This is a genomic window from Pseudomonas sp. 10S4, assembly GCF_034344865.1.
Taxonomy (GTDB): Bacteria; Pseudomonadota; Gammaproteobacteria; order Pseudomonadales; family Pseudomonadaceae; genus Aquipseudomonas.
Genome location: NZ_CP133774.1, coordinates 1,836,126 through 1,859,581, shown reverse-complemented (window position 1 = coordinate 1,859,581; position 23,456 = coordinate 1,836,126). Strand labels below are relative to the sequence as shown.

The following is a 23,456-nucleotide window of genomic DNA, read 5'->3' as shown; positions in this document are numbered from 1 at the left end:
TCATCCTGATTCTTAGCCTGCTACCATTTGTTACCAAAGTTTGCAGTTACGTGGCCATTTTCACTGATCGTCCACCCGTATCACTGCCAAAACGAAAAGCCGTTCATTGAAACGGCTGAAAACCATCAATGCCTGATGAGGTGCACCCCCATGTCTGATCAAGATCGAGACAACCCGCGGCGTGAGTTTTTGCGCAAATCCCTGACCTTGATCCCGGTGGTCACCGTCGCCAGCACCGCGCTGGGCAGTTCCGTCCTGCTCGCAGCGCCTGAAGCGGCGCCGTCCAGTCCCGGCAAAACCCCTGCCAGCACCAGCGTCTATGAACCCAGCTACTTCACCGCCGAAGAATGGACGTTCATCAAGGCAGCCGTCGCTCAACTGATCCCGAACGATGCCCAAGGGCCAGGCGCACTCGAAGCCGGCGTGCCGGAATACATCGACCGGCAAATGAACACGCCGTACGCCGCCGGCGCGCTGTGGTTCATGCAAGGGCCGTTCAACGCCGACGCCCCGCCGGAAATGGGCTCGGCAGAGCAAACTCGTCCCTAAAGAGATCTATCGCTTGGGCATTGCCGCCACGGATTCCTGGTCGAAAACCGTCAACGGAAAAGTATTTGCTGACCAAGATAGCGCTACCCGAGACGATTTACTGAAGCAACTCGAAGCCGGAAAACCTGACTTCGACAGCGTTCCGTCGACGATTTTCTTCAACCTGCTGCTGCAAAACACCAAGGAAGGGTTCTTCTGCGACCCGATCCACGGCGGCAACAAAGGCATGGTCGGCTGGACCATGATCGGCTTCCCCGGCGCCCGCGCCGATTTCATGGACTGGGTGGAACGCAACGAGCAATACCCCTTCCCGGCAGTTTCGATTCGCGGCGAGAGGGCATAAGCATGGCAACAGTTATGAAGAAGGTCGACGCAGTCATCGTCGGTTTTGGCTGGACCGGCGCGATCATGGCCAAAGAACTGACAGAAGCAGGCCTGAACGTGTTGGCGCTGGAGCGCGGACCGATGCAGGACACCTACCCCGACGGCAACTATCCCCAGGTGATCGACGAACTTACCTACAGCGTTCGCAAGAAACTCTTCCAGGACATCTCCAAAGAGACCGTGACCATTCGCCATAGCGTGAATGACATCGCACTGCCGAACCGCCAACTCGGCGCTTTCCTGCCCGGTAACGGTGTGGGCGGCGCGGGGCTGCATTGGTCGGGCGTGCACTTTCGGGTCGACCCGATCGAGTTGCGGATGCGCAGTCACTACGAAGAACGCTACGGCAAACACTTCATTCCCAAGGACATGACCATCCAGGACTTCGGCGTCAGCTATGAAGAGCTGGAGCCGTTCTTCGATTACGCCGAAAAGGTGTTCGGTACGTCGGGTCAAGCCTGGACGGTGAACGGTCAACGGGTCGGCGAAGGCAAGGGCGGCAACCCTTACGCACCGGATCGCTCGAACCCGTTCCCGCTGGAATCCCAGAAAAATACGGTCTCCGCACAGCTGTTCCAGAAAGCGGCCACAGCCGTGGGTTACAAACCCTACAACCTGCCGTCGGCCAATACCTCAGGCCCGTACACCAACCCCTACGGCGCCCAAATGGGCCCGTGTAACTTCTGCGGTTTTTGCAGCGGTTACGTTTGCTACATGTACTCCAAGGCATCGCCCAACGTGAACATTCTGCCGGCGCTCAAGCCGCTGCCGAATTTCGAACTGCGGCCCAATTCCCACGTGTTGCGGGTCAACCTCGACAGCACCAAGACCAAAGCCACCGGCGTGACCTACATCGATGGCCAGGGCCGGGAGATCGAGCAGCCGGCCGATCTGGTGATCCTCGGCGCGTTCCAGTTCCACAACGTGCGGTTGATGTTGCTCTCCGGCATCGGCAAGCCTTACGACCCGATCAGCGGTGAAGGCGTGGTCGGCAAGAACTTCGCCTACCAGAACATGGCCACGATCAAGGCGTTCTTCGACAAGGACACCCACACCAACAACTTCATCGGGGCTGGCGGCAACGGCGTGGCGATCGATGACTTCAACGCCGACAACTTCGACCACGGGCCGCATGGCTTCGTCGGCGGCTCGCCGATGTGGGTCAACCAGGCCGGCAGCCGCCCAATCTCCGGGACCTCGAACCCGCCGGGCACGCCGGCCTGGGGCAGTGCGTGGAAACGCGCCACCGCCGATTACTACACCCACCAGGTGTCGATGGACTCACACGGCGCGCATCAGTCCTACCGCGGCAACTACCTGGATCTCGACCCGGTATACCGCGATGCCTACGGCTTGCCGCTGCTGCGGATGACCTTCGACTGGCAGGAAAACGACATCAAGATGAACCGCTTCATGGTCGAAAAAATGGGCAAGATCGCCGAAGCGATGGGCCCCAAAGCTATCGCCGTGATCGGCAAGCAGGTCGGTGATCACTTCAACACCGCGGCCTACCAGACCACCCACCTCAACGGTGGCGCGATCATGGGCACGAACCCGAAAACCAGCGCCCTGAACCGTTACTTGCAGAGCTGGGACGTGCACAACGTGTTCGTCCCTGGGGCGTCGGCTTTCCCACAAGGCTTGGGTTACAACCCTACAGGCCTGGTGGCTGCGTTGACCTACTGGTCGGCGCGGGCGATCCGCGAGCAGTACCTGAAAAACCCCGGCCCGCTGGTTCAGGCTTAAGGAGCGATAACCATGAAAGCACTCGTTATCGCGACCTTCGCCCTGCTCGGCAGTGCCTCGATCAACGCCGCAGAAGTTGATCAAAACCTGATCAAACAAGGCGAATACCTTGCCCGGGCCGGTGACTGTATCGCCTGCCACACCGCGAAGGACGGCAAGCCGTTCGCCGGCGGTCTGCCGATGGAAACGCCAATCGGGACGATCTACTCGACCAACATCACTCCGGATAAAACCGGCCTCGGCGACTACAGCTTCGAAGATTTCGACAAAGCCGTACGCCACGGTGTCGCCAAAAACGGCAGCACCTTGTACCCGGCGATGCCGTATCCGTCCTACGCCAGCGTCACCGAACCCGACATGCAGGCCTTGTACGCCTACTTCATACACGGCGTGGCGCCGGTCGCCCAGGAGAACAAGGCCAGCGACATTCCCTGGCCTTTGAGCATGCGTTGGCCGCTGATGGGCTGGCGCTGGATGTTTGCCCCGGCCGTGGCGGATTACAAAGCCGCACCGGGCGCTGATGCGGTAGTCAGCCGTGGGGCTTATCTGGTGGAAGGCCTGGGACATTGCGGCGCATGCCATACGCCAAGAGCCCTGACCATGCAGGAAAAATCCCTGAATGCCGGCGATGGCAGCACCTTTCTGTCAGGCAGCGCGCCGCTGGAAGGCTGGATCGCGAAAAGCCTGCGCGGCGACCACAAGGACGGCCTCGGCAGCTGGAGCGAGGCGCAACTGGTGCAATTCCTCAAGACCGGGCGCAGCGACCGCAGTGCGGTATTCGGTGGCATGAGCGATGTGGTGACCCACAGCATGCAATACATGACCGACGCCGACCTGACCGCAATTGCCCGTTACCTCAAGTCCCTGCCGGCCAATGACCCCAACGACCAGCCACATAAGTACGACAAACAAGTCGCCCAAGCGCTGTGGAAGGGTGATGACAGCAAGCCTGGCGCCTCGGTGTACATCGACAACTGTGCGGCCTGTCACCGTACCGACGGGCATGGTTACACGCGAGTGTTCCCGGCGCTGGCGGGCAATCCGGTGTTGCAGTCGCAAGACCCGACGTCGCTGATTAACGTTGTGCTCAAGGGCGGCACCTTGCCGGCGACTCACACGGCACCGTCGACCTTCACCATGCCAGCGTTTGCCTGGCGGTTGTCGGATCAGGAAGTGGCGGATGTGGTCAGTTTCATTCGCAGCAGTTGGGGTAACAAGGGCGAGCCCGTCAAGGCAAGCACCGTGGCCGATCTGCGCAAGGACGATATGAAAACCACCTCGGGCGACGATCTGGGGCAGGTCACCCAGAAGAACTGATCGCCCAGCGGCACTAGCCAGATGAACGACGCCTCGTTACTGTATATAAAACCAGTATCGAGGCGTTTTCATGTCCACTCCTCTTCCGCCACGCGGTCGCGGCACCGCGACCAACCCGCACAACCGCTTCGCACCGAACCGTTCGGTGGCCGAGGACGATGGCTGGTACCAGGAAGCGCCGGTCACCCAAGGCACCGAAGTGCGCATCGAGACGGCGAAAACCATCATCACCCGCAACACCTCGCCGGACTTGCCCTTCGACCGCTCGATCAATCCTTATCGCGGCTGCGAGCACGGTTGCATCTATTGCTACGCGCGGCCCAGTCACGCCTATTGGGACATGTCGCCGGGGCTGGATTTCGAAACCAAACTGATCGCCAAGACCAACGCTGCAGACGTGCTGGAGGAGCAACTCTCCAAGCGCGGCTATCAATGCGCGCCGATCAACCTGGGTTCCAACACCGATCCGTATCAGCCCATCGAACGCGAACACAAAATCACCCGCCAAACCCTGGAAGTGCTGCTGCGTTACCGTCATCCGGTGACCATCATCACTAAAGGTTCGCTGATTCTTCGTGATCTGGATCTGCTGGTTGAACTCGCCCGGCAAAACCTGGTGGCCGTGATGATCAGCCTCACCACACTCGACGACGAACTCAAACGCATCCTCGAACCCCGGGCCGCTGCGCCCAAGGCCCGATTACGAGCCATTCGGGTGATGCGCGAAGCCGGGATTCCGGTGGGGGTTTTGTGCTCGCCGATGATTCCAATGATCAATGACAGCGAACTCGAAAGCCTGCTCACCGAGGCCCACGCGGCCGGTGCCCAGAGCGCGGCCTACATGATGTTGCGCTTGCCCCTGGAAGTGGCGCCGTTGTTCGAAGAATGGCTGGCCGCCCACTACCCGCAGCGCGCGGCTCATGTGTTGAGCCTGATTCGGCAGAGTCGTGGCGGCGAGCTCTACGACAGCCGGTTTGGTGCGCGGATGCGCGGTGAAGGGCCATTCGCCGACCTGTTGGCGCAACGCTTTGCCAAAACCATCAAACGCTTGGGGCTCAATCGTCGTGAAGGGTTTAATCTGGACTGCGACGCCTTCTGTCCACCGGGTCGCCAAATGTCATTGATTTGAGGACAATTGGCCTATGGTTGAGTAGTGGAAACACCCGCCGCCGTCATTCCCGGTCACGTTTTTTGCGACCTGGAACGTGCGTTCTAGAGCGGTTTATTCAGTTTGAGTTAAGTTTCGCCGGCTACCTTGTTCATCGAGTGACTGACGGGTCGAGATCTGCGACCTGGATTTTTTTAAACAGCCACTGGCTTCATATCGGACAAAACGGGACACTTCCCAATCTCCGTCAAAGAGGATGAATCATGAGTGACAAGGATAAACAGCCGTTGGCTGCGTCGGTTTCAGCCCACCCCGAGGCGGAGTCCGCCGATGCAGCGCTGAAGCATATCGTTGACGGCTTTTTGCATTTTCATCACGAGGTCTTTCCACAGCAGGAAGAGCTCTTCAAAAACTCGCCACAGCCCAGAGCCCGAGAGCGATGTTCATCGCCTGCGCCGATTCGCGCATCGTTCCTGAACTGATCACCCAAAGCGCCCCTGGCGATCTGTTCGTGACCCGTAACGTCGGCAACGTTGTGCCACCTTATGGGCAAATGAACGGCGGCGTTTCCACCGCGATCGAATACGCGGTGCTGGCCCTCGGCGTGCAACACATCATCATTTGCGGCCATTCCGATTGCGGCGCCATGCGCGCGGTACTCAACCCGCAGAGCCTGGAAAAAATGCCCACGGTCAAAGCCTGGCTGCGGCATGCCGAAGTGGCGAAAACCATGGTCCAGGAAAACTGCCATTGCGCTGACGAAAACGAAAGCATGCACATCCTCACCGAAGAGAATGTGATCGCCCAGTTGCAGCATCTGCGCACACACCCATCGGTGGCCTCGCGCATGGCCAACGGTCAGCTGTTTATCCATGGCTGGGTCTACAGCATCGAAACCAGCGAAATCAAAGCGTACGACGCGGATCAGGGTCGTTTCCTGCCGCTCGATGGCAGCCATCCGATTCCGGTGGCGACGCCCAAAGCGCGCTTCTAAAAACCTCCTAAATCGTTGTGTGGTTTAGCCGAGGCTGCCGATTGAGCAGCCTGGCTTCGCCATGCCTGAAAAAACTTCGGGAGAATCCCTATGCGTGCTGCGCAACTAAAAGCTGTTTTGCCACGGGAGCTGCTGGCTTCGGTGGTGGTGTTTCTGGTGGCCCTGCCCTTGTGCATGGGCATCGCCATCGCCTCGGGTTTGCCGCCGGCCAAAGGCCTGATCACCGGGATCATCGGTGGCTTGGTGGTGGGCTGGATTGCCGGCTCACCGTTGCAAGTCAGCGGCCCGGCGGCGGGCCTGGCCGTGTTGGTATTCGAGCTGGTGCGCCAACACGGTATCGCCATGCTCGGGCCGATTTTGCTGCTGGCCGGTTTTCTGCAACTGGTGGCCGGTCGTTTGAAACTGGGCTGCTGGTTTCGGGTGACGGCGCCAGCGGTGGTCTACGGCATGCTCGCCGGGATTGGCGTGTTGATCGTGCTGTCACAAGTGCATGTGATGCTCGACGCCGTGCCCAAACCGTCAGGGCTGGATAACCTCGCAGCGTTCCCTGCCGCCGTGGCTCAGGCCTTGCCATCCTTGGGCTGGCAGGCCGGTTTGCTTGGACTGTCGACGATTGCGGTGATGTGGCTGTGGGAAAAATTCCGCCCGCACTCGCTACGATTCATTCCCGGTGCCTTGCTTGGTGTCGGTCTGGCGACGGTTGCCAGCCTGATGCTCGCCTTGCAGGTCAAACGCGTGGAGGTCCCGGCCAACCTGGCTGAAGCCATCGACTGGCTCAAACCCGCGGACTTGCTCAACCTGGCTGACCCGACGCTGCTGATCGCCGCGTTTGCCGTGGCCTTCATCGCCAGCGCCGAAACCCTGCTCTCGGCCGCCGCCGTCGACCGCATGCACAGCGGCCAGCGTTCGGACTTCGACCGGGAGTTGTCGGCGCAAGGCGTGGGCAACATGCTCTGCGGTTTGCTCGGTGCATTGCCAATGACCGGGGTAATCGTGCGCAGCTCGGCTAACGTCCAGGCCGGCGCGACCACACGAATGTCGGCGATCTTCCATGGTCTGTGGTTGCTGGCGTTCGTGCTGTTGCTGTCCAGCGTGCTGCAAAGCATTCCGGTGGCGAGCCTGGCCGGTGTTTTGGTCTCCACCGGTTTCAAACTGGTGGACCTCAAGGCCTTTCGCGGCTTGGGGCGTTATGGCCGGATGCCGATGTTCACCTATGCGGCGACTGCCCTGGCGATCATCTTCACCGACCTGCTGACTGGCGTGCTGATCGGCTTCGGCCTGACCCTGGCGAAACTGGCCTGGAAGGCTTCACGGCTGAAGATCAGCCTGATCGACCTGCCCAAGGACGGCGAAATGGAGTTGCGGCTGATCGGCGCGGCGACCTTTCTCAAGGTACCGGCGTTGACCCAGGTGCTGGGCACCATTCCGGCCGGCACGACGGTGCATGTGCCGCTCAATAACCTGAGCTACATCGACCATTCGTGTCTGGAACTGCTTGAGGAGTGGGGCCGGGCGAATGCGGCCAAGGGTTCGAAGTTGCTGATTGAGGCGCGGGGGTTGAAGCGCAGGTTGGAAGGACGGTTGCGGACCACATCCGGAGTGGGTTCGACAGGGTAAAACAACACTGTGGGAGCGAGCTTGCTCGCGATGGGGCCATAACATCCAACATCTATGTTGACTGACCCACCGCAATCGCGAGCAAGCTCGCTCCCACAGGGGATTGTGTTGATCTATGGATCAAGCAGCCGGTTGATCCAGCTCCAGGCCCACGCCCAACTGGCGCGACAGACACGGCCAGCGTTTCCACGCGGTGCCGGTGTCCGGGCTGTTGAGTTTCTCGCGGTAGGCTTCCACCGACTCCAGCGCGAAACTGTCTTCGTTAAGCATCTCGTCCACGGCGTGATGCACCGCCTCATCCAGTTGGTTGGCAAATTCTTCGCCGATCAATTGGTGGGCAATCAGGTTGGCGACAGTCATGTCCAATGGGATCAGTGGCTGGCCAAAATGCTTGATGTACAGGTCATTGACCTCTTCGACCAACCGGTGCGCCAGATAAGCTTCGTCCAGCAGGCTGTCCAGGCCGATATGCCCGGTCATGATCGCCGGCGGCTTGAGGAAGAACTGCTCGGCGATTTTCAGCACCGGTTTGATCTGTGATTCGATGCCCGCTTCCCGAGCGACATCATTGGCTGCGTCCAACAGGTCCGGCACTTGCTCTATATAAGCGGCCACAAAACGGGTCATCACGCCCTTGGCGTCGACATCCGGTAGCTGGATGGCGGAATGCAGGTGCGGCAGTTGAGTTTCCAGTTGACGAGTTAACAGGCCGGTCTCGGCCTCATGTTGTTGGGCTTTTTGGATCTGCTCGCGCAATGCGGCGGTGCTCATGAAAACTCCAGGAAACAAAGGCAATGAAATAGGGAGAACATAACTTAGCTGGCTTATGAAAAATGCTAAGACGCATTTGTCATAATTATTTCATCCTTGAGACATTGCAGTTATATCGATTTGCCACCACTCGTCTGCATCCTTCTCCATTCGTGCCCTGGAACGCAAGTACAAGCTGTTTCAGCTGATTTACGCCATCGCGTTGCGAGGTCGCGGTCGCTGTCTATACTCGGTTTTGAATGGAGTTAGCTGATGACGCCCGACTGCATATGCAGCAAGGCTCGGCGATTCAAGTTCGTAGTCTGAAAAAGCCGCTCCCTTGCCGCAGGTGAAAGCCGGCGGGATAACAAGAACGATAAGGGGAACCCGCAATGATGCGACATCCACATGTCTGGATGGGCCTCCTGTTGTGGTCGATTTTCAGCCAGGCGCAAGCCGCCTGGACTGTGAATATGGCGCCTGGAGCGACTGAAATCAGTCACGCAGTATTTGACCTGCACATGACCATTTTCTGGATCTGTGTAGTGATCGGCATCATCGTCTTCGGCGCCATGTTCTGGTCGATGATGGTCCACCGCCGCTCGACCGGGCAGGTGGCCGCAAAATTTCATGAAAGTACCACCGTAGAAATTCTCTGGACTGTCGTGCCCTTCATCATTCTGGTGGCCATGGCGGTTCCCGCGACAGCCACCCTGATCAAGATGTATGACTCCAGTGAGCCGGATATCGATATCCAGATCACCGGCTATCAGTGGAAGTGGCACTACAAATACTTGGGCCAGGACGTCGAGTTCTTCAGCAACCTGGCCACCCCCAGGATCAAATCCACAACAAGGAAGCCAAGGGCGAGCACTACTTGCTCGAGGTCGACAAACCGTTGGTGCTGCCGATCGGGGCCAAGGTGCGCTTCCTGGTGACTTCCGCCGACGTTATCCACTCCTGGTGGGTGCCGGCCTTTGCGGTCAAGCGCGATGCGATTCCGGGGTTCGTCAACGAAGCCTGGACCCGGATCGACAAGCCCGGCATTTACCGTGGCCAGTGTGCCGAGCTGTGCGGCAAGGATCACGGCTTTATGCCGATCGTGGTCGAGGTCAAGGAAAAGGCCGATTACGACAAGTGGCTGGCCGATCGCAAGGCAGAAGCCTTGCAGCTCAAAGAGCTGACAACCAAGGAGTGGACCCTCGACGAACTCAAAGAGCGCGGTGACAAGATCTATCACACCACCTGCGTGGCCTGTCACCAGGCCGAAGGGCAAGGCTTGCCGCCAATGTTCCCGGCGCTCAAAGGTTCGCCGATTGCTACCGGACCGAAAGCAGACCACCTGCACCGCGTTTACTTCGGCAAACCTGGCACCGCCATGGCGGCGTTCGGCAAGCAGCTCTCGGAAGTCGATATCGCAGCGGTCGTGACCTACGAACGTAACGCCTGGGGCAACAACAAAGGCGACATGGTCACGCCTAAAGAAGTGCTGGAGTTGAAACAGGCGGAAAGCAAATGACCCGGTCTATTGCGTACGTAAGGAACCGGTCGGGGCAGCGCGCCCCGGCCTGCCCAGCCCATTCGTTCTCGGGAGAACGGCCATGAGCGCTGTAATCGATGACCACGGTCATGCCGCCGACCATGCCCACGGCCCCGCCAAGGGCCTGATGCGCTGGGTGCTGACCACCAACCACAAGGACATCGGCACGCTGTACCTGTGGTTTGCGTTCACCATGTTCCTGATTGGCGGCTCGTTCGCCATGGTGATTCGTGCCGAGCTGTTCCAGCCCGGGCTGCAAATCGTCGAACCGGCGTTCTTCAACCAGATGACCACCATGCATGGCCTGGTGATGGTCTTCGGTGCAGTGATGCCAGCCTTCGTCGGCCTCGCCAACTGGATGATCCCGTTGATGATCGGCGCGCCGGACATGGCCCTGCCACGGATGAACAACTTCAGCTTCTGGCTACTGCCAGCGGCGTTCATCCTGTTGATCTCGACCTTGTTCACCGGCCAGGCGGCGGGCCAAACTTCGGCTGGACCTTCTACGCCCCGCTCTCCACGACCTACGCGCCAGAAAGCGTGACCTACTTCATCTTCGCCATCCACCTGATGGGCATCAGCTCGATCATGGGCGCGATCAACGTGATCGCCACCATCCTCAACCTGCGCGCCCCTGGCATGACGCTGATGAAAATGCCGCTGTTCGTCTGGACCTGGCTGATCACCGCGTTCCTGCTGATCGCAGTAATGCCGGTGCTGGCCGGGTGCGTGACGATGATGCTGATGGACATCCACTTCGGCACCAGTTTCTTCAGTGCCGCCGGTGGCGGGGACCCGGTGCTGTTCCAGCACCTGTTCTGGTTCTTCGGCCACCCCGAGGTGTACATCATCGCGCTGCCGTTCTTCGGTGCCGTCAGCTCGATCATCCCGACCTTCTCGCGCAAGCCACTGTTCGGCTACACCTCGATGGTCTACGCCACGGCGAGCATCGCGTTCCTGTCGTTTATCGTCTGGGCGCACCACATGTTCGTGGTTGGTATTCCGCTGGTGGGCGAGTTGTTCTTTATGTACGCCACGCTGCTGATCGCGGTGCCGACCGGCGTGAAAGTGTTCAACTGGGCCAGCACCATGTGGCAAGGCTCGCTGACCTTCGAAACGCCGATGCTGTTCGCCGTGGCGTCTCGATCATCCTGTTCTCCATCGGCGGCGTCTTCTCCGGCCTGATGCTGGCCATCGCCCCGGCGGACTTCCAGTACCAGGACACCTACTTCGTGGTCGCGCACTTCCACTACGTGCTGGTGCCGGGGGCGATCTTCGGGATCTTCGCCTCGGCCTACTACTGGCTGCCGAAATGGACCGGCCACATGTACGACGAAACTCTCGGCAAGCTGCATTTCTGGCTGTCGTTCATCGGTATGAACATGACCTTTTTCCCGATGCACTTCGTGGGGCTGGCGGGCATGCCGCGACGGATTCCGGACTACAACCTGCAATTCGCCGACTTCAACATGGTGTCGTCGATTGGCGCGTTCATGTTCGGTACCACGCAGCTGTTCTTCCTGTTCATCGTGATCAAGACCATTCGCGGCGGCCCGCCAGCACCGGCCAAACCGTGGGAAGGGGCTGAAGGTCTGGAGTGGAGCGTGCCGTCACCGGCGCCGTATCACACCTTCACCACCCCGCCGGAAGTGAAATGAACGCTGTAACCCATGTGGGAGCGAACTTGTGTGGCGAGGGAGCTTGCTCCCGCTCGGCTGCGAAGCAGACGCAAAGCTTTTGGGGCCGCTTCGCAGCCCAGCGGGAGCAAGCTCCCTCGCCACAAAGGCTCGCTCCCACAGGGCTTGGGCGTGAGGGCAGACATCATGGCTGATTCAATTTCTCTGAAAAAACTGGTCACGCGCCTGCTGATGGTGGTGGTAGCGATGTTTGTATTCGGGTTTGCCCTTGTGCCGATCTACGACGTGATGTGCAAGGCCTTCGGCATCAACGGCAAAACCGCCGGGCAGTACGAAGGCGAACAGACGGTCGACACCTCGCGGCAAGTGCGCGTGCAGTTTCTGTCGATGAACAACGCCGACATGCCGTGGGAGTTCTATCCCAAGGGCAATGAACTGACCACCTATCCCGGGGCGGTGAGCGAAATGCTGTTTGTCGCCTACAACCCCACCGACCACCCGATGAGCGCCCAGGCAGTGCCGAGCATCGCGCCCAGCGAGGCGGCGGCGTACTTCCACAAGACCGAATGTTTCTGCTTTACCCAGCAAGTGCTGCAGCCCGGTCAACGGATCGAGATGCCGGTACGTTTCATCGTTGACCGTGACATGCCCAAGGATGTGAAGCACCTGACGCTGTCTTACACGCTGTTCGATATCACCGCACGTCATCCGCCCGTGGCTGCTGCAAGCACCGGTGGCTAGGCGTTGAAGCGTGCCCGATAAGGAGAACAATAAATGGCAACTCATGAGCACTATTACGTACCCGCCCAGAGCAAATGGCCGATCATCGCCACCGCCGGCATGCTGGTCACGGTGTACGGCCTGGCCACCTGGTTCAACGACCTGAAAGCGGCACGGCCGGAATCCCACGGCCCGCTGATCTTTTTCGTCGGCGGCCTGCTGCTGGCCTACATGCTGTTCGGCTGGTTCGGCACGGTGATCAAGGAGAGCCGCGCGGGGTTGTACAGCCCGCAGCTTGATCGCTCGTTCCGCTGGGGCATGAGTTGGTTCATCTTCTCCGAGGTGATGTTCTTCATCGCCTTCTTCGGTGCGCTGTTTTACGTGCGGCACATCTCTGGCCCGGCGCTGGGAGGCGAAGGCCCAAAGGGCATCGCCCACATGCTCTGGCCGAACTTTCAATTCGCCTGGCCGCTGCTGCACACCCCGGACCCGAAACTGTTCCCGCCACCTAAAGAAGTCATCAGCCCCTGGGGCCTGCCGCTGATCAACACTATTTTGCTGGTCAGCTCCAGCGTCACCGTGACCATCGCCCATCACGCCTTGAAAAAGGCCATCGCGGCGCGCTTAAAATCTGGCTGGCGATCACCGTGCTGCTGGGCTGCGGGTTCCTCGCGCTGCAAGCCGAAGAATACACACACGCCTACCACGAACTGGGGCTGACCCTCGGTTCGGGCGTCTACGGCGCAACGTTCTTCATGCTCACCGGGTTCCACGGCGCCCACGTGACCATCGGCACCATCATCCTGTTCGTGATGCTGATGCGGATCATGCGCGGACACTTCGATAACGAGCACCAGTTCGGCTTCGAAGCGGCGAGTTGGTACTGGCACTTCGTCGACGTGGTGTGGATCGGGCTGTTCGTTTTCGTCTACGTGCTTTGAGGCATTACCAAGGCGCAGTAGACACTAACTGGCCGCTGTAGAAACCCCAGGCGATCAAGCCAACGGTGGTGGCGGCCAAGGCAACCCGAACACTCAAGGCGATCACCAGGCGATTCGAGCTGCTGTCGTCCTTGACCAGAAAAAACAGGCCGCTGAACAGGCTGACAACCGTGGCAATCAGCATCAGGACGATGGCTGCTTTGAGCATGGTAAGACTCCGGGGGACAGGCGATGCATTTGAGTATAGCTATCGCGATGACCGACTTTCTGGCGATGCCATGAAGCGCTTTCGGCCGGGCATCGTGCCGACGATTGTAGTGGCGCTGTTGTTGCCGCTGCTGGTGTCGCTCGGCTTCTGGCAACTGAGCCGAGGCGCAGAGAAAAGCGCGCTGCTGCAAAGCTACGCCGAGCGCAGGGCGGCCGAACCGATGGCCAGCACCGCGCTGCAACACACCCAGGACCCGGCCTTTCGCCGGGTGCACCTGTACGGCCAGTTCGATGCCGAGCACAGCTTGTTGCTGGATAACCGCCAGCGCAACGGCAAGGTCGGCGTCGAGTTGCTGCAACCGTTTCATGATCAAGCGACCGGGCTTTGGTTGCTGGTCAATCGCGGTTGGTTGCCGTGGCCGGAGCGCCGCACCCCACCGCAATTCAAGACACCCACCGAAGCGCAGAGCATTGACGCGTGGGTCTACGTTTCCCCCGGCGCGACGTTCCAATTACACGCCGATCCAACGACATCGACCTGGCCGAAGCTGATCACCGCCGTCGAACCGGCCAAGCTCTGGGCTTCGCTCAATCGCGAAGGTTTCGCCTACGAATTACGTGAAGAAACCGGCCCCGCGTCCTACCAGGCCGATTGGCCGGTGGTGGCCATGGGACCGGAAAAACACATCGCTTATGCCGTGCAGTGGTTCGCCATGGCGATCGCCCTGTTTGGCCTTTTTATCTACCTCGGCTGGCACAACGCAAAGGAGAAACACCATGGGAGCGGCCATGAATCCACCCAGCATGTCTGAGGCGAAAACGCCGGCGAGTCGGCGCAAGGGGCGTTTGCAACTGCTGCTGATCCTGCTCGGGGTGATCGGTCCGATGATCCTCGCCACCGGCATGTACAAACTGAATTTCTGGGTGCCGGACGGCCGCAGTTATCACGGCGAACTGATCGGCAACGGCCAGACCCGCGCCGACCTCGGCGTGCAGGCCGAAGAGGATCGCTGGCAAATGCTGGTGACCGCGCCCAAGGACTGCTTGGTGGACTGCCAGCAACTGGTGTACCTGGCGCGGCAAATCCAGATCGGCCTCGGTCGCGATGCGTCCCGTGCCAGTCATGCATTGGCAGCGGCGCAACCGCTGACCGCCGACTATGAAGCCAAGCTGACTCGCGAATATCCACAACTGCAGCGCTATCCCATGGACTTGACCACGTTCAGTAAAACAACAGGGGACAAGACCGCGCCGCAGCTGTGGATCATCGACCCCCACGGCAATCTGGTGCTGCGCTACGACCCGACGGTCAAGGGCAAGGACCTGCTGAACGATCTGCGTCAACTGCTGAAACTGTCGAACATCGGATAAGGGCATCGTCATGGCCAAACCTGGATTTCGCCTCGCGCTGTTTGCCACCTTGCTGGCACTGATTGTGGTGTTGCTCGGCGCCTACACTCGCCTGACCCACGCCGGCCTCGGCTGCCCGGACTGGCCGGGTTGCTACGGCTTTATCAGCGTGCCAAAAAGCGAAGCCCAGTTAGCCCATGCCGAACTGCATTTCCCCGATACGCCGGTCGTTGCCCACAAAGGCTGGAACGAGATGATCCACCGCTACTTCGCCGGCACGCTGGGGCTGTTGATCTCGGTGCTGGCCGGTCGTGCCTGGGTTCATCGTCGTCACCCGGGGCAACCGGTGAAATTGCCGTTGTTTCTGTTGGCGGTGGTGTTCGCCCAAGCGGCGTTCGGCATGTGGACGGTGACGCTCAAGCTCTGGCCGCAAGTGGTCACCGGGCATTTGCTTGGCGGGTTCGCGACCCTGAGTTTGTTGTTTCTGCTGACCCTACGGCTGTCCGGCGTATTGCCGGCCCTAACGGTGCCAAAACGCTTGCAGTACTGGGCGACCGCCGGCTTGCTGCTGGTGATCCTGCAAATCGCCCTCGGCGGCTGGGTCAGTTCCAACTACGCGGCAGTGGCGTGCATCGACTTCCCGACCTGCCACGGCCAATGGCTGCCACCAGCTGATTTCGCCAACGGTTTTCACCTGACCCAACACATCGGGCCCAATTACCTCGGCGGGCAACTGGACAGCGATGCCCGCACCGCGATTCACCTGACCCACCGGATCGGCGCCCTACTGGTGACGCTGGTGCTGCTGGGCCTGGCCTGGCAGCTAAAAGTGGTCGGCATGACTCGTCTCGCAGGCCTTGTGTTGATCGCCCTCGGCGCACAAATCACCCTGGGCATCAGCAACGTGCTGTTTCACCTGCCGCTGCCGATTGCCGTCGCCCACAACGCGGGCGGTGCGACGTTGTTGCTGACGATGGTGCTGGTCAATTATCACGCGCGAACCAGTCTGGTTCGGGTCAAGCAGCAATCCCCTGCGCGCTGGCGTTTCAGCCTGCGTAAACACTCCGCCGGGCCCATAACAATAAAAGGAGAGATGCCATGGCGACTCTGATCGGCGAACGTCACAGTCAGGCAATCTGGCGGGATTATCTGGAACTGACCAAGCCGAAAGTGGTGGTGCTGATGCTCATCACATCCTTGGTGGGCATGTTCCTCGCGACCCGCGCCGGAGTGCCGTGGACGGTGCTGGTGTTCGGCAATCTGGGGATCGCCCTGTGTGCTGGTGGCGCGGCGGCGGTCAATCATGTGGTGGACCGGCGGATCGATGCGGTGATGGCGCGGACTCACAAGCGACCGCTGGCTGAAGGCCGGGTGTCACCCGCAGCGGCGTTGACCTTTGCCTTGGTGCTGGCGCTGCTCGGTCAGGCATTGTTGCTGGCGTTCACCAATCCGCTGACTGCTTGGCTGACCCTTGCCTCCCTGCTCGGCTATGCAGTGGTCTACACCGGTTTCCTGAAACGCGCGACGCCGCAGAACATCGTCATCGGCGGACTCGCCGGCGCTGCCCCGCCGCTACTCGGCTGGACCGCCGCGACCGGGCATATCGGTGCCGAACCGTTGCTGCTGGTGCTGATCATCTTCGCCTGGACCCCGCCACACTTCTGGGCCCTGGCCATTCACCGCAAAGAGGAATATGCCAAGGCCGACATTCCGATGCTGCCGGTGACCCACGGCGAGCACTACACCAAAGTCCACATCCTGCTTTACACCTTCGCGCTGCTGGCGGTCAGCCTGATGCCTTATGTGATCCACATGAGCGGTGTGCTCTACCTCGTTTGTGCCTTGGGACTGGGCGCGAGGTTTCTGCAATGGGCCGTGGTGCTGTACCGTGGCACTCGGCCGCACGCGGCGATCAACACGTTCAAGTACTCTATTTGGTACTTGTTCCTGCTGTTTATCGCCCTGCTCGTAGACCACTACTTACTGTTGAACCTATGACTCGAACTCAGAAAACCGTCTTCATCCTCGTTGCCCTGATCGCGCTTGTGCTGGGCCTGACCGTCAACAAAGTGCTGTCCGGCAAGGGCCAGGGTGACCCGACGGCACTGATCGACGCCGGGATCATCTTGCTGCCGCAAAGCCGTAACCTGCCGAGCGTGACGATGACCGACCAGGACGGCAAACCGGTGGCGGTCAACGAGCTGAAAGACAAGTGGAGTCTGCTGTTCTTTGGCTACACCTTCTGCCCGGACATCTGCCCGACCACCCTCGCCCAGTTGCGTCAGATCAAGAGCGAACTGCCGCCAGAAGCGGCGGCCAAGTTGCAGATCATCCTGGTCAGCGTCGACCCGAACCGCGACACGCCCAAGCAGCTCAAACAGTATTTGGGTTACTTCGACCCGCAGTTCCAGGGACTGACCGCCTCGTCGGTGGAAGACATCCAGAAACTCGCCAACGCGGTGAGCATTCCGTTTATTCCGGCGGACACCAGCAAGCCTAACTACACGGTCGACCACAGCGGCAACCTCGCGGTAATCGGGCCGGACGGGACGCAGCGCGGGTTCATTCGCGCACCGCTGAACAACGTGAAGTTGGTGGCGCAGTTGCCGGTGATGCTTAAACGTCAATGATTAGGGCTAACACAGCACCAATGTGGGAGCGGGCTTGCTCGCGAATACGGTGTGTCATTCAGCATATATGTCGGCTGACCCACCGCTTTCGCGAGCAAGCCCGCTCCCACAGGGTCGGTGTTTCAGGCACAAAAAAGGGGCGCATTGAATGCGCCCTTTTTTCGTTGCATCCGCAGATCAGAACGCCGGCAATACCGCGCCTTTGTACTTCTCGAGAATGAACGCTTTCACTTCCGGGCTGTGCAGGGCAGCAACCAGTTTCTTCATCGCGTCGCTGTCCTTGTCGTCTGGACGGGCCACCAGGATGTTCACGTAAGGCGAGTCATTGCCTTCGATGACCAGTGCGTCCTTGGACGGATCAAGCTTGGCTTCCAGCGCGTAGTTGGTGTTGATCAGCGCCAGGTCGACCTGGGTCAGTACGCGCGGGATGGTCGCGGCTTCCAGTTCGCGGAATTTCAGGTCCTTGGAGTTCTCGGTGATGTCCTTGACGGTCGACAGGATGTTGTTCGCATCCTTCAACTTGATCAGGCCAGCCTTCTGCAGCAGCAACAGCGCACGGCCGCCGTTGGTGGCGTCGTTCGGGATCACCACGTTGGCGCCGCCAGGCAGTTCAGCCAGGGTTTTGTACTTGCTGGAGTAAGCGCCCAGTGGTTCCAGGTGTACGCCGGCAACAGCAACCAGGTTGGTACCCTTGGCCTTGTTGAACTCATCCAGGTACGGCTGGTGCTGGAAGAAGTTGGCATCCAGACGCTTCTCGGCGACCTGCACGTTCGGCTGGATGTAGTCGGTGAAGACTTTGACTTTCAGGTCCACGCCTTCTTTGGCCAGGGCCGGTTTCACGAACTCCAGAATCTCCGCATGCGGAACCGGCGTCGCGGCGACGGTCAGGGTTTCAGCAGCCTGGGCAGAGAACGCGGCAACGGCTGCGAACGCGACGAGTAGTTTTTTCATTCAGCTAACTCCTTGTGAGGCGCCCGTGTGGCGCCTGCCAGCGAATGGCCGGCTCATGTCTTGGTTATGTGAACCATTTATTTTCTGGAAAAGTGTACGACCAACCTGTCGCCAACCATTTGCAGCACCTGCACCAGCACCAGCAACAGGACCACGGTGACGATCATTACATCGGTCTGGAAACGCTGGTAGCCGAAACGGATGGCCAGGTCGCCCAAGCCACCGGCGCCGACCACACCAGCCATTGCCGTGTAGGACACCAGTGTAATTGCCGTCACCGTAATCGCCGCGTAAATGCCCGGACGGGCTTCTGGCAGCAGGGCGTTGATGATGATCTGCTTGGTAGTCGCGCCCATGGCCTGGGTCGCTTCGATGATGCCGCGATCGACTTCACGCAGGGCGGTTTCCACCAGTCGTGCGAAGAACGGCGTAGCGCCCACCACCAACGGTGGAATCGCGCCAGCAACACCGAGCGAAGTACCGGTGATCAACACCGTGAACGGGATCATCACAATCAGCAAAATGATGAACGGCAGCGAACGCAGGATGTTCACCGCCAGCGACAACACAGCGTAGATGCCTTTGGATTCGAGCAACTGACGCGGGCTGCACAGGAACAACAACACGCCCAGCGGCAAGCCGAGCAACACCGTGAACAACAGCGAACCGCCGAGCATCAGCAGGGTGTCGCCGGTGGCCAGCCAGATCTCGAGCCAGTCGATATTGGCGAAGAAACTCATCAGGGCTTCCATTAGCGCAGCACCTCCATGTGGACGTCAGCCGCGGTGAAGAGGCCGAACGCCGCTTCCATGTCGCCGCCGGTGACGGCCAGGGTCAGTTGCCCGTAAGGGACGTCTTTGATGCGGTCGATACGACCGGCCAGGATGCTGTAGTCCACGCCGGTTTCCCGAGCGACGGTACCCAGCAATGGCGCGTAGGTCGCTTCGCCCTGGAAGGTCAGACGCACGATACGGCCCGGCACGTGAGCGAAGTCGTCGCGCTGTTCGCTTTCGTCGATCTGCTCGCTTTCTTGTACGAAACGCTTGGTGGTCGGGTGCTTGGGATGCAGGAACACCTCAGCCACCGAGCCTTGCTCGACGATCACGCCAGCGTCCATCACCGCGACCTTGCTCGCGATCGTCTGGATCACGTCCATCTCGTGCGTGATCACGCATGATCGTCAGCACCGAATTCCCGGTTGATCCCGGGCCAGCAGGTCGCAGCACTTCGATGCGGTCGTCTCGTGGGTCGAGGGCGCTCGTGGCCTCGTCGCGCGAGGAGGATTGGCGGGCTGGCTCGCGAGGGCGCGGGCGATGCCGACGCGCTGCTTCTGGCCACCGGACAACTGCGCCGGGTACTTCCTGGCGTGGTCGGACAAACCTACCCGGGCCAACAGTTCAGCCACACGCTGGTCGATCTCGCCGCGGGACAACTCACCGGCCAGGGTCAGCGGCAGCGCGACGTTGTCGGCCACAGTCTTGGACGCCAGCAGGTTGAAGTGCTGGAAAATCATCCCGACTTGCTGACGGAAACGTCGCAGGCTATTGGCATCCAGCGCCGTGACTTCCTCGCCATCGACGAAGATCTTGCCGCCACTGGACTCTTCCAGGCGATTGATCAGACGCAGCAGGGTACTTTTTCCCGCACCGGAATGACCGATCAGGCCGAAGACCTGACCGTTCTCAATCGTCAGACTGGTCGGATGCAGGGCGGGAATATCCTTACCGGCGACGCGGTAAGTCTTATGGACGTTTTGAAACTCGATCACGTAGCGAACCTTGTGGGGCGCGTTGGAAAAGGATCAGCGGTTAGCCGGGCGCGCATTTTAGCCTGTCCGTATAGAGGTTATTAGCATTTATTCCGCATTCATCCTTTCATTTGGAAATAACGCGATCAAAGGTCATAAAAAAGGAACGGCTAAAAACCTCATCAGTCACTAATTAGGCAACTCGAAAACGCCCCCGGTGCCGTGCCTGGGGAATTGCACAAGAATCCTGGCTACGGCAGGAATCGCAACGAGGAGTTTACGACTGATGAGTACCAAGAAGCCTGGCGCTCCCAAAAGCGCATTGGCCGGGACCGACACCCTGGACCGCGGCAACACCAACGCCAAGCTCGATAGCCTGGAACAATTTCGCTCCGATGCCACTGAACAGGCATTGCGCACCAACCAAGGCGTGAAGGTTTCGGACAACCAGAACAGCTTGAAGGTCGGAGCCCGCGGGCCGTCGCTGCTGGAAGACTTCATCATGCGTGAAAAGATCACGCATTTTGACCATGAACGCATTCCGGAGCGCATCGTTCATGCCCGAGGCACCGGCGCCCATGGCTACTTCCAGACCTACGAAAACCACTCCGCTCTGACCAAGGCTGGTTTCCTACAGGAGCCGGGCAAGAAAACCCCGGTATTCACCCGTTTCTCTACCGTTCAAGGCCCGCGCGGGTCAGGCGATACTGTGCGGGACGTACGAGGTTTCGCTGTGAAGTTCTTCACCGACGAAGGCAACTTCGACCTGGTGGGCAACAACATGCCGGTGTTCTTCATTCAGGACGCGATCAAGTTTCCCGACTTCGTCCACGCGGTAAAACCCGAGCCCCACAACGATATGCCGACTGGCGGCTCGGCCCATGACACGTTCTGGGACTTCGTGTCCCTGCAACCCGAGTCGGCACACATGGTCATCTGGACGATGTCCGACCGGGCGATCCCGAAAAGCCTGCGCAGCATGCAGGGCTTCGGCATCCACACCTTTCGGCTGATCAATGCCGAAGGCAAATCGCGCTTCGTCAAATTCCACTGGCGCCCTACCGCCGGCACTTGCTCGCTGGTGTGGGATGAGGCGCAGAAACTCGCCGGTAAAGACACTGACTTCCACCGTCGCGATCTCTGGGAGGCCATCGAGACCGGGGACTACCCGGAATGGGAACTTGGCGTACAAATTATCGAAGAAGAGAACGAGCACAGCTTCGACTTCGACATCCTCGACCCGACCAAACTGATCCCGGAAGAAATCGTCCCGATCACACCACTGGGCAAAATGGTGTTGAACCGCAACCCGGACAATTTCTTCGCCGAAACCGAGCAGGTTGCGTTTTGCCCTGGGCACATCGTCCCAGGCATCGACTTCTCCAACGATCCACTGCTGCAAGGTCGGTTGTTTTCCTACACCGACACGCAAATCAGCCGACTCGGCGGCCCAAACTTTCACGAAATCCCGATCAACCGCCCGGTCACTCCCTTCCACAACGGCCAGCGCGATGCCTTGCACCGAACCACCATCGACAAGGGTCGCGCGTCCTACGAGCCCAACTCGATTGATGGCGGTTGGCCGAAAGAAACCCCGCGGCGGCGAAGGACGGTGGCTTCGAGACATATCCGGAACGCATCGACGCCAACAAGATTCGTCAGCGCAGCGAGTCGTTCAGCGATCACTTTTCCCAGGCGCGGCTGTTCTTCAAGAGCATGAGCAAGCACGAGCAGGAACACATCATCTCGGCTTACAGCTTCGAGTTGGGTAAGGTTGAACGGTTGTGGATTCGTGAGCGGCAAGTTAACGAGATCCTCGCCAATATCGATCTGGAACTGGCCAAGCGTGTGGCGCAGAACCTGGGTCTGCCGGCGCCGAAAGCCGGGACTGTGGATGTGCGCAAAACGTCGCTGGATCACTCCCCAGCGCTGAGTCAGGCCAATTTACTGCCAGAAAACATCAAAACCCGGAAAGTGGCGATTCTTGCGGCCAACGGCGTCGATGGTGCAGCGATTGAGGCGATAAAGAAAGCGCTGACCGCCGAGGGTGCTCACGCCAAATTGCTTGGGCCGACTTCGGCGCCGGTGACAACTGCCAATGGCAAGTCACTGCCGGTGGATGCGTCGATGGAAGGTCTGCCGTCGGTGGCGTTCGATGCGGTGTTCGTGCCGGGTGGCGCCGCGTCGATCAAGGCGTTGAGCGGTGATGGCGTGGCGTTGCATTACTTGCTGGAGGCCTACAAGCACCTGAAGGCGATTGCGTTGCATGGCGAGGCCAGGCAATTGCTGGATGTGTTGAAACTGGAGGCGGATGCGGGGTTGATCGTTGGCGCGGATGCCAAGCTGTTCAAGGCGTTTTTTGCCGCGATTGGGCAGCATCGGGTTTGGGACAGGGAGCCTAAGGCCAAGGCGATTCCGGCCTAGAGAGGTGTTTCGTTAGGGAGGGCGCCTTCGCGGGCAAGCCTCGCTCCTACAGGTTTTATGTCGTTCGCCAATAGTGTGAACGACGTGCCCCTGTAGGAGCGAGGCTTGCCCGCGAAGCTTTTAAGGCTTACGCGGACTCAACACCATCTGCGCCGGCACATTGCGCAGGATCTGCTTCTCGATCTTCAAATCGAAATCCGAATCAAGCTTCTTCACCCGGTTGGTCAGCAACGTCGCCAACCAAGGGTAATCCTGAGTACGCGGCGCCTGAATGCTCACATCGCATTCATAATTCACCACATCGGCGGCGATAGCATCCAGTTGACGACGCAGTTTGCTCATATCGGTGAGGTTCAACGCCACCGTGGTGCTTTGCGCCGTCGGGTCGATAACTTTGGCTTTCGGCTTGGCTTCAGCAGCCATGAGCGCTGCCTCAGCCTTGTCCAGCTCAGCCTTGCGCGCATTGACGATGGCGTTGTTAACCCCGCCGGTCAGCGCCGGGGCCTTGGGCATCAATGCCCGGGCACGGCTCAGGGCGGTCGCGGCAGCGTTTACATCGCCTTTTTGCAACACAATCTGGCTGCGTTGCAGATAGGCTTCGGCCAGTTGCCGTTGGTACTGCACAAGGCTTGGGTCGTCGGGCGACTGGGCCTGCAAGGCAGCCAGTTGATCTTCGGCGGTGGCCAGCTCGCTGCTGGCCAGGTTTTGTTCCAGTTGTGCGATCGCCGCAGCCCGTGCATCGGGGGCCTCGGTGGCCGCCGGTGGCGTGCTTTGGCAAGCGCCCAGCAGCAGAGAAAATGCGACAAGGAGCAGATAACGGGAGGCGAACGACTTCATTCCTGCG

The 23,456-nt window shown here is 59.8% G+C and carries 16 protein-coding genes and 7 pseudogenes; 17 read left to right on the top strand and 6 right to left on the bottom strand.

The features are described from left to right. Positions 1-150: 150 nt before the first annotated feature. The 6 genes and pseudogenes from RHM58_RS08725 to RHM58_RS08700 all read left to right on the top strand — a co-directional run bounded on the left by RHM58_RS08725 (position 151) and on the right by RHM58_RS08700 (position 7,715). Positions 151-892: pseudogene (locus RHM58_RS08725) on the top strand (gluconate 2-dehydrogenase subunit 3 family protein). A gap of 2 nt (positions 893-894) precedes the next feature. After that, on the top strand, positions 895-2,679 hold the full coding sequence (locus RHM58_RS08720; RefSeq protein ID WP_201199381.1) for a GMC family oxidoreductase: 1,785 nt from the start codon (positions 895-897) through the stop codon (positions 2,677-2,679). Positions 2,680-2,691: 12 nt separating this feature from the next. Next, positions 2,692-3,996, top strand: a complete 1,305-nt coding sequence (locus RHM58_RS08715; protein WP_322270099.1) for a c-type cytochrome — start codon at positions 2,692-2,694, stop codon at positions 3,994-3,996. A 70-nt stretch (positions 3,997-4,066) separates the two neighbouring features. Beyond that, positions 4,067-5,125: a PA0069 family radical SAM protein gene (locus RHM58_RS08710; protein WP_322270098.1), complete on the top strand. Its 1,059-nt coding sequence runs from the start codon at positions 4,067-4,069 to the stop codon at positions 5,123-5,125. 242 nt (positions 5,126-5,367) lie between these two features. Next, positions 5,368-6,098: pseudogene (locus RHM58_RS08705) on the top strand (carbonic anhydrase). A gap of 90 nt (positions 6,099-6,188) precedes the next feature. Continuing rightward, complete coding sequence (locus tag RHM58_RS08700) at positions 6,189-7,715, top strand: SulP family inorganic anion transporter (RefSeq protein WP_322270097.1); 1,527 nt, start codon at positions 6,189-6,191, stop codon at positions 7,713-7,715. A gap of 120 nt (positions 7,716-7,835) precedes the next feature. Here RHM58_RS08700 and RHM58_RS08695 read toward each other — a convergent pair whose 3' ends face one another. Next, complete coding sequence (locus RHM58_RS08695; RefSeq protein ID WP_201199375.1) at positions 7,836-8,486, bottom strand: hypothetical protein; 651 nt, start codon at positions 8,484-8,486, stop codon at positions 7,836-7,838. Positions 8,487-8,857: 371 nt separating this feature from the next. On the opposite strand from RHM58_RS08695, the pseudogene coxB reads away from it, so the two are divergent. The 5 genes and pseudogenes from coxB to RHM58_RS08675 all read left to right on the top strand — a co-directional run bounded on the left by coxB (position 8,858) and on the right by RHM58_RS08675 (position 13,303). Beyond that, positions 8,858-9,984, top strand: a pseudogene (coxB, locus tag RHM58_RS08690) (cytochrome c oxidase subunit II). Between the two features lie 82 nt (positions 9,985-10,066). Continuing rightward, positions 10,067-11,190 (top strand): annotated as a pseudogene (locus tag RHM58_RS08685) (cbb3-type cytochrome c oxidase subunit I). Next, a complete protein-coding gene (locus RHM58_RS33945) occupies positions 11,190-11,663 on the top strand; it encodes a cbb3-type cytochrome c oxidase subunit I (protein WP_416195300.1) in 474 nt (157 codons plus the stop codon). The pseudogene RHM58_RS08685 and the gene RHM58_RS33945 overlap by 1 nt, the downstream one beginning before the upstream one ends. Positions 11,664-11,828: 165 nt before the next feature. Beyond that, positions 11,829-12,383, top strand: a complete 555-nt coding sequence (locus RHM58_RS08680) for a cytochrome c oxidase assembly protein (protein ID WP_201256274.1) — start codon at positions 11,829-11,831, stop codon at positions 12,381-12,383. A gap of 33 nt (positions 12,384-12,416) precedes the next feature. After that, positions 12,417-13,303: pseudogene (locus RHM58_RS08675) on the top strand (cytochrome c oxidase subunit 3). 4 nt (positions 13,304-13,307) lie between these two features. Here RHM58_RS08675 and RHM58_RS08670 read toward each other — a convergent pair. Continuing rightward, positions 13,308-13,511 (bottom strand): twin transmembrane helix small protein, encoded by a 204-nt coding sequence (locus RHM58_RS08670; protein WP_027926133.1) that lies wholly within the window; start codon positions 13,509-13,511, stop codon positions 13,308-13,310. A 70-nt stretch (positions 13,512-13,581) separates the two neighbouring features. Here RHM58_RS08670 and RHM58_RS08665 point away from each other — a divergent pair, with 70 nt between their 5' ends. Genes RHM58_RS08665 through RHM58_RS08645 form a run of 5 tightly spaced genes read left to right on the top strand, consistent with a single transcriptional unit; the run spans position 13,582 to position 17,490 of the window. Beyond that, on the top strand, positions 13,582-14,322 hold the full coding sequence (locus tag RHM58_RS08665) for an SURF1 family protein (RefSeq protein WP_322270095.1): 741 nt from the start codon (positions 13,582-13,584) through the stop codon (positions 14,320-14,322). Further along, entirely contained in the window at positions 14,288-14,881 is a 594-nt protein-coding gene (locus RHM58_RS08660) for a hypothetical protein (protein ID WP_201199371.1), read from the top strand. The genes RHM58_RS08665 and RHM58_RS08660 overlap by 35 nt, the downstream gene beginning before the upstream one ends. A gap of 10 nt (positions 14,882-14,891) precedes the next feature. Next, a complete protein-coding gene (locus RHM58_RS08655; protein ID WP_201199370.1) occupies positions 14,892-15,971 on the top strand; it encodes a COX15/CtaA family protein in 1,080 nt (359 codons plus the stop codon). Further along, entirely contained in the window at positions 15,959-16,858 is a 900-nt protein-coding gene (gene cyoE / locus RHM58_RS08650) for a heme o synthase (RefSeq protein ID WP_201199369.1), read from the top strand. Before RHM58_RS08655 ends, cyoE begins: the two co-directional genes overlap by 13 nt. Beyond that, positions 16,855-17,490 (top strand): SCO family protein, encoded by a 636-nt coding sequence (locus tag RHM58_RS08645; protein WP_201199367.1) that lies wholly within the window; start codon positions 16,855-16,857, stop codon positions 17,488-17,490. The genes cyoE and RHM58_RS08645 overlap by 4 nt, the downstream gene beginning before the upstream one ends. Before the next feature lie 177 nt (positions 17,491-17,667). Here RHM58_RS08645 and RHM58_RS08640 read toward each other — a convergent pair whose 3' ends face one another. The 3 genes and pseudogenes from RHM58_RS08640 to RHM58_RS08630 form a co-directional block, all read right to left on the bottom strand. After that, positions 17,668-18,441 (bottom strand): MetQ/NlpA family ABC transporter substrate-binding protein, encoded by a 774-nt coding sequence (locus tag RHM58_RS08640; protein ID WP_322270093.1) that lies wholly within the window; start codon positions 18,439-18,441, stop codon positions 17,668-17,670. Positions 18,442-18,518: 77 nt separating this feature from the next. Beyond that, entirely contained in the window at positions 18,519-19,193 is a 675-nt protein-coding gene (locus tag RHM58_RS08635; protein ID WP_201199364.1) for a methionine ABC transporter permease, read from the bottom strand. Next, positions 19,193-20,209: pseudogene (locus RHM58_RS08630) on the bottom strand (methionine ABC transporter ATP-binding protein). Before RHM58_RS08630 ends, RHM58_RS08635 begins: the two are co-directional and overlap by 1 nt. Positions 20,210-20,474: 265 nt before the next feature. Between RHM58_RS08630 and katE the strand changes: the two are divergent. Further along, a pseudogene (gene katE / locus RHM58_RS08625) lies at positions 20,475-22,612 on the top strand (catalase HPII). Between the two features lie 120 nt (positions 22,613-22,732). Here the strand turns inward: katE and RHM58_RS08620 are convergent. After that, on the bottom strand, positions 22,733-23,449 hold the full coding sequence (locus tag RHM58_RS08620) for a PA5502 family lipoprotein (RefSeq protein ID WP_201199353.1): 717 nt from the start codon (positions 23,447-23,449) through the stop codon (positions 22,733-22,735). Positions 23,450-23,456: the final 7 nt, after the last annotated feature.

Coding starts and splice junctions, on each gene's coding strand:
- RHM58_RS08620 (WP_201199353.1), bottom strand. CDS start 23,449: ATGAAGTCGTTCGCCTCCCGTTATCTGCTCCTTGTCGCATTTTCTCTG.
- RHM58_RS08660 (WP_201199371.1), top strand. CDS start 14,288: ATGGGAGCGGCCATGAATCCACCCAGCATGTCTGAGGCGAAAACGCCG.
- RHM58_RS08635 (WP_201199364.1), bottom strand. CDS start 19,193: ATGGAAGCCCTGATGAGTTTCTTCGCCAATATCGACTGGCTCGAGATC.
- RHM58_RS08655 (WP_201199370.1), top strand. CDS start 14,892: ATGGCCAAACCTGGATTTCGCCTCGCGCTGTTTGCCACCTTGCTGGCA.
- RHM58_RS08680 (WP_201256274.1), top strand. CDS start 11,829: ATGGCTGATTCAATTTCTCTGAAAAAACTGGTCACGCGCCTGCTGATG.
- RHM58_RS08695 (WP_201199375.1), bottom strand. CDS start 8,486: ATGAGCACCGCCGCATTGCGCGAGCAGATCCAAAAAGCCCAACAACAT.
- RHM58_RS08720 (WP_201199381.1), top strand. CDS start 895: ATGGCAACAGTTATGAAGAAGGTCGACGCAGTCATCGTCGGTTTTGGC.
- RHM58_RS08665 (WP_322270095.1), top strand. CDS start 13,582: ATGAAGCGCTTTCGGCCGGGCATCGTGCCGACGATTGTAGTGGCGCTG.
- RHM58_RS08700 (WP_322270097.1), top strand. CDS start 6,189: ATGCGTGCTGCGCAACTAAAAGCTGTTTTGCCACGGGAGCTGCTGGCT.
- RHM58_RS08645 (WP_201199367.1), top strand. CDS start 16,855: ATGACTCGAACTCAGAAAACCGTCTTCATCCTCGTTGCCCTGATCGCG.
- RHM58_RS08670 (WP_027926133.1), bottom strand. CDS start 13,511: ATGCTCAAAGCAGCCATCGTCCTGATGCTGATTGCCACGGTTGTCAGC.
- cyoE (WP_201199369.1), top strand. CDS start 15,959: ATGGCGACTCTGATCGGCGAACGTCACAGTCAGGCAATCTGGCGGGAT.
- RHM58_RS08715 (WP_322270099.1), top strand. CDS start 2,692: ATGAAAGCACTCGTTATCGCGACCTTCGCCCTGCTCGGCAGTGCCTCG.
- RHM58_RS08710 (WP_322270098.1), top strand. CDS start 4,067: ATGTCCACTCCTCTTCCGCCACGCGGTCGCGGCACCGCGACCAACCCG.
- RHM58_RS33945 (WP_416195300.1), top strand. CDS start 11,190: ATGCTGGCCATCGCCCCGGCGGACTTCCAGTACCAGGACACCTACTTC.
- RHM58_RS08640 (WP_322270093.1), bottom strand. CDS start 18,441: ATGAAAAAACTACTCGTCGCGTTCGCAGCCGTTGCCGCGTTCTCTGCC.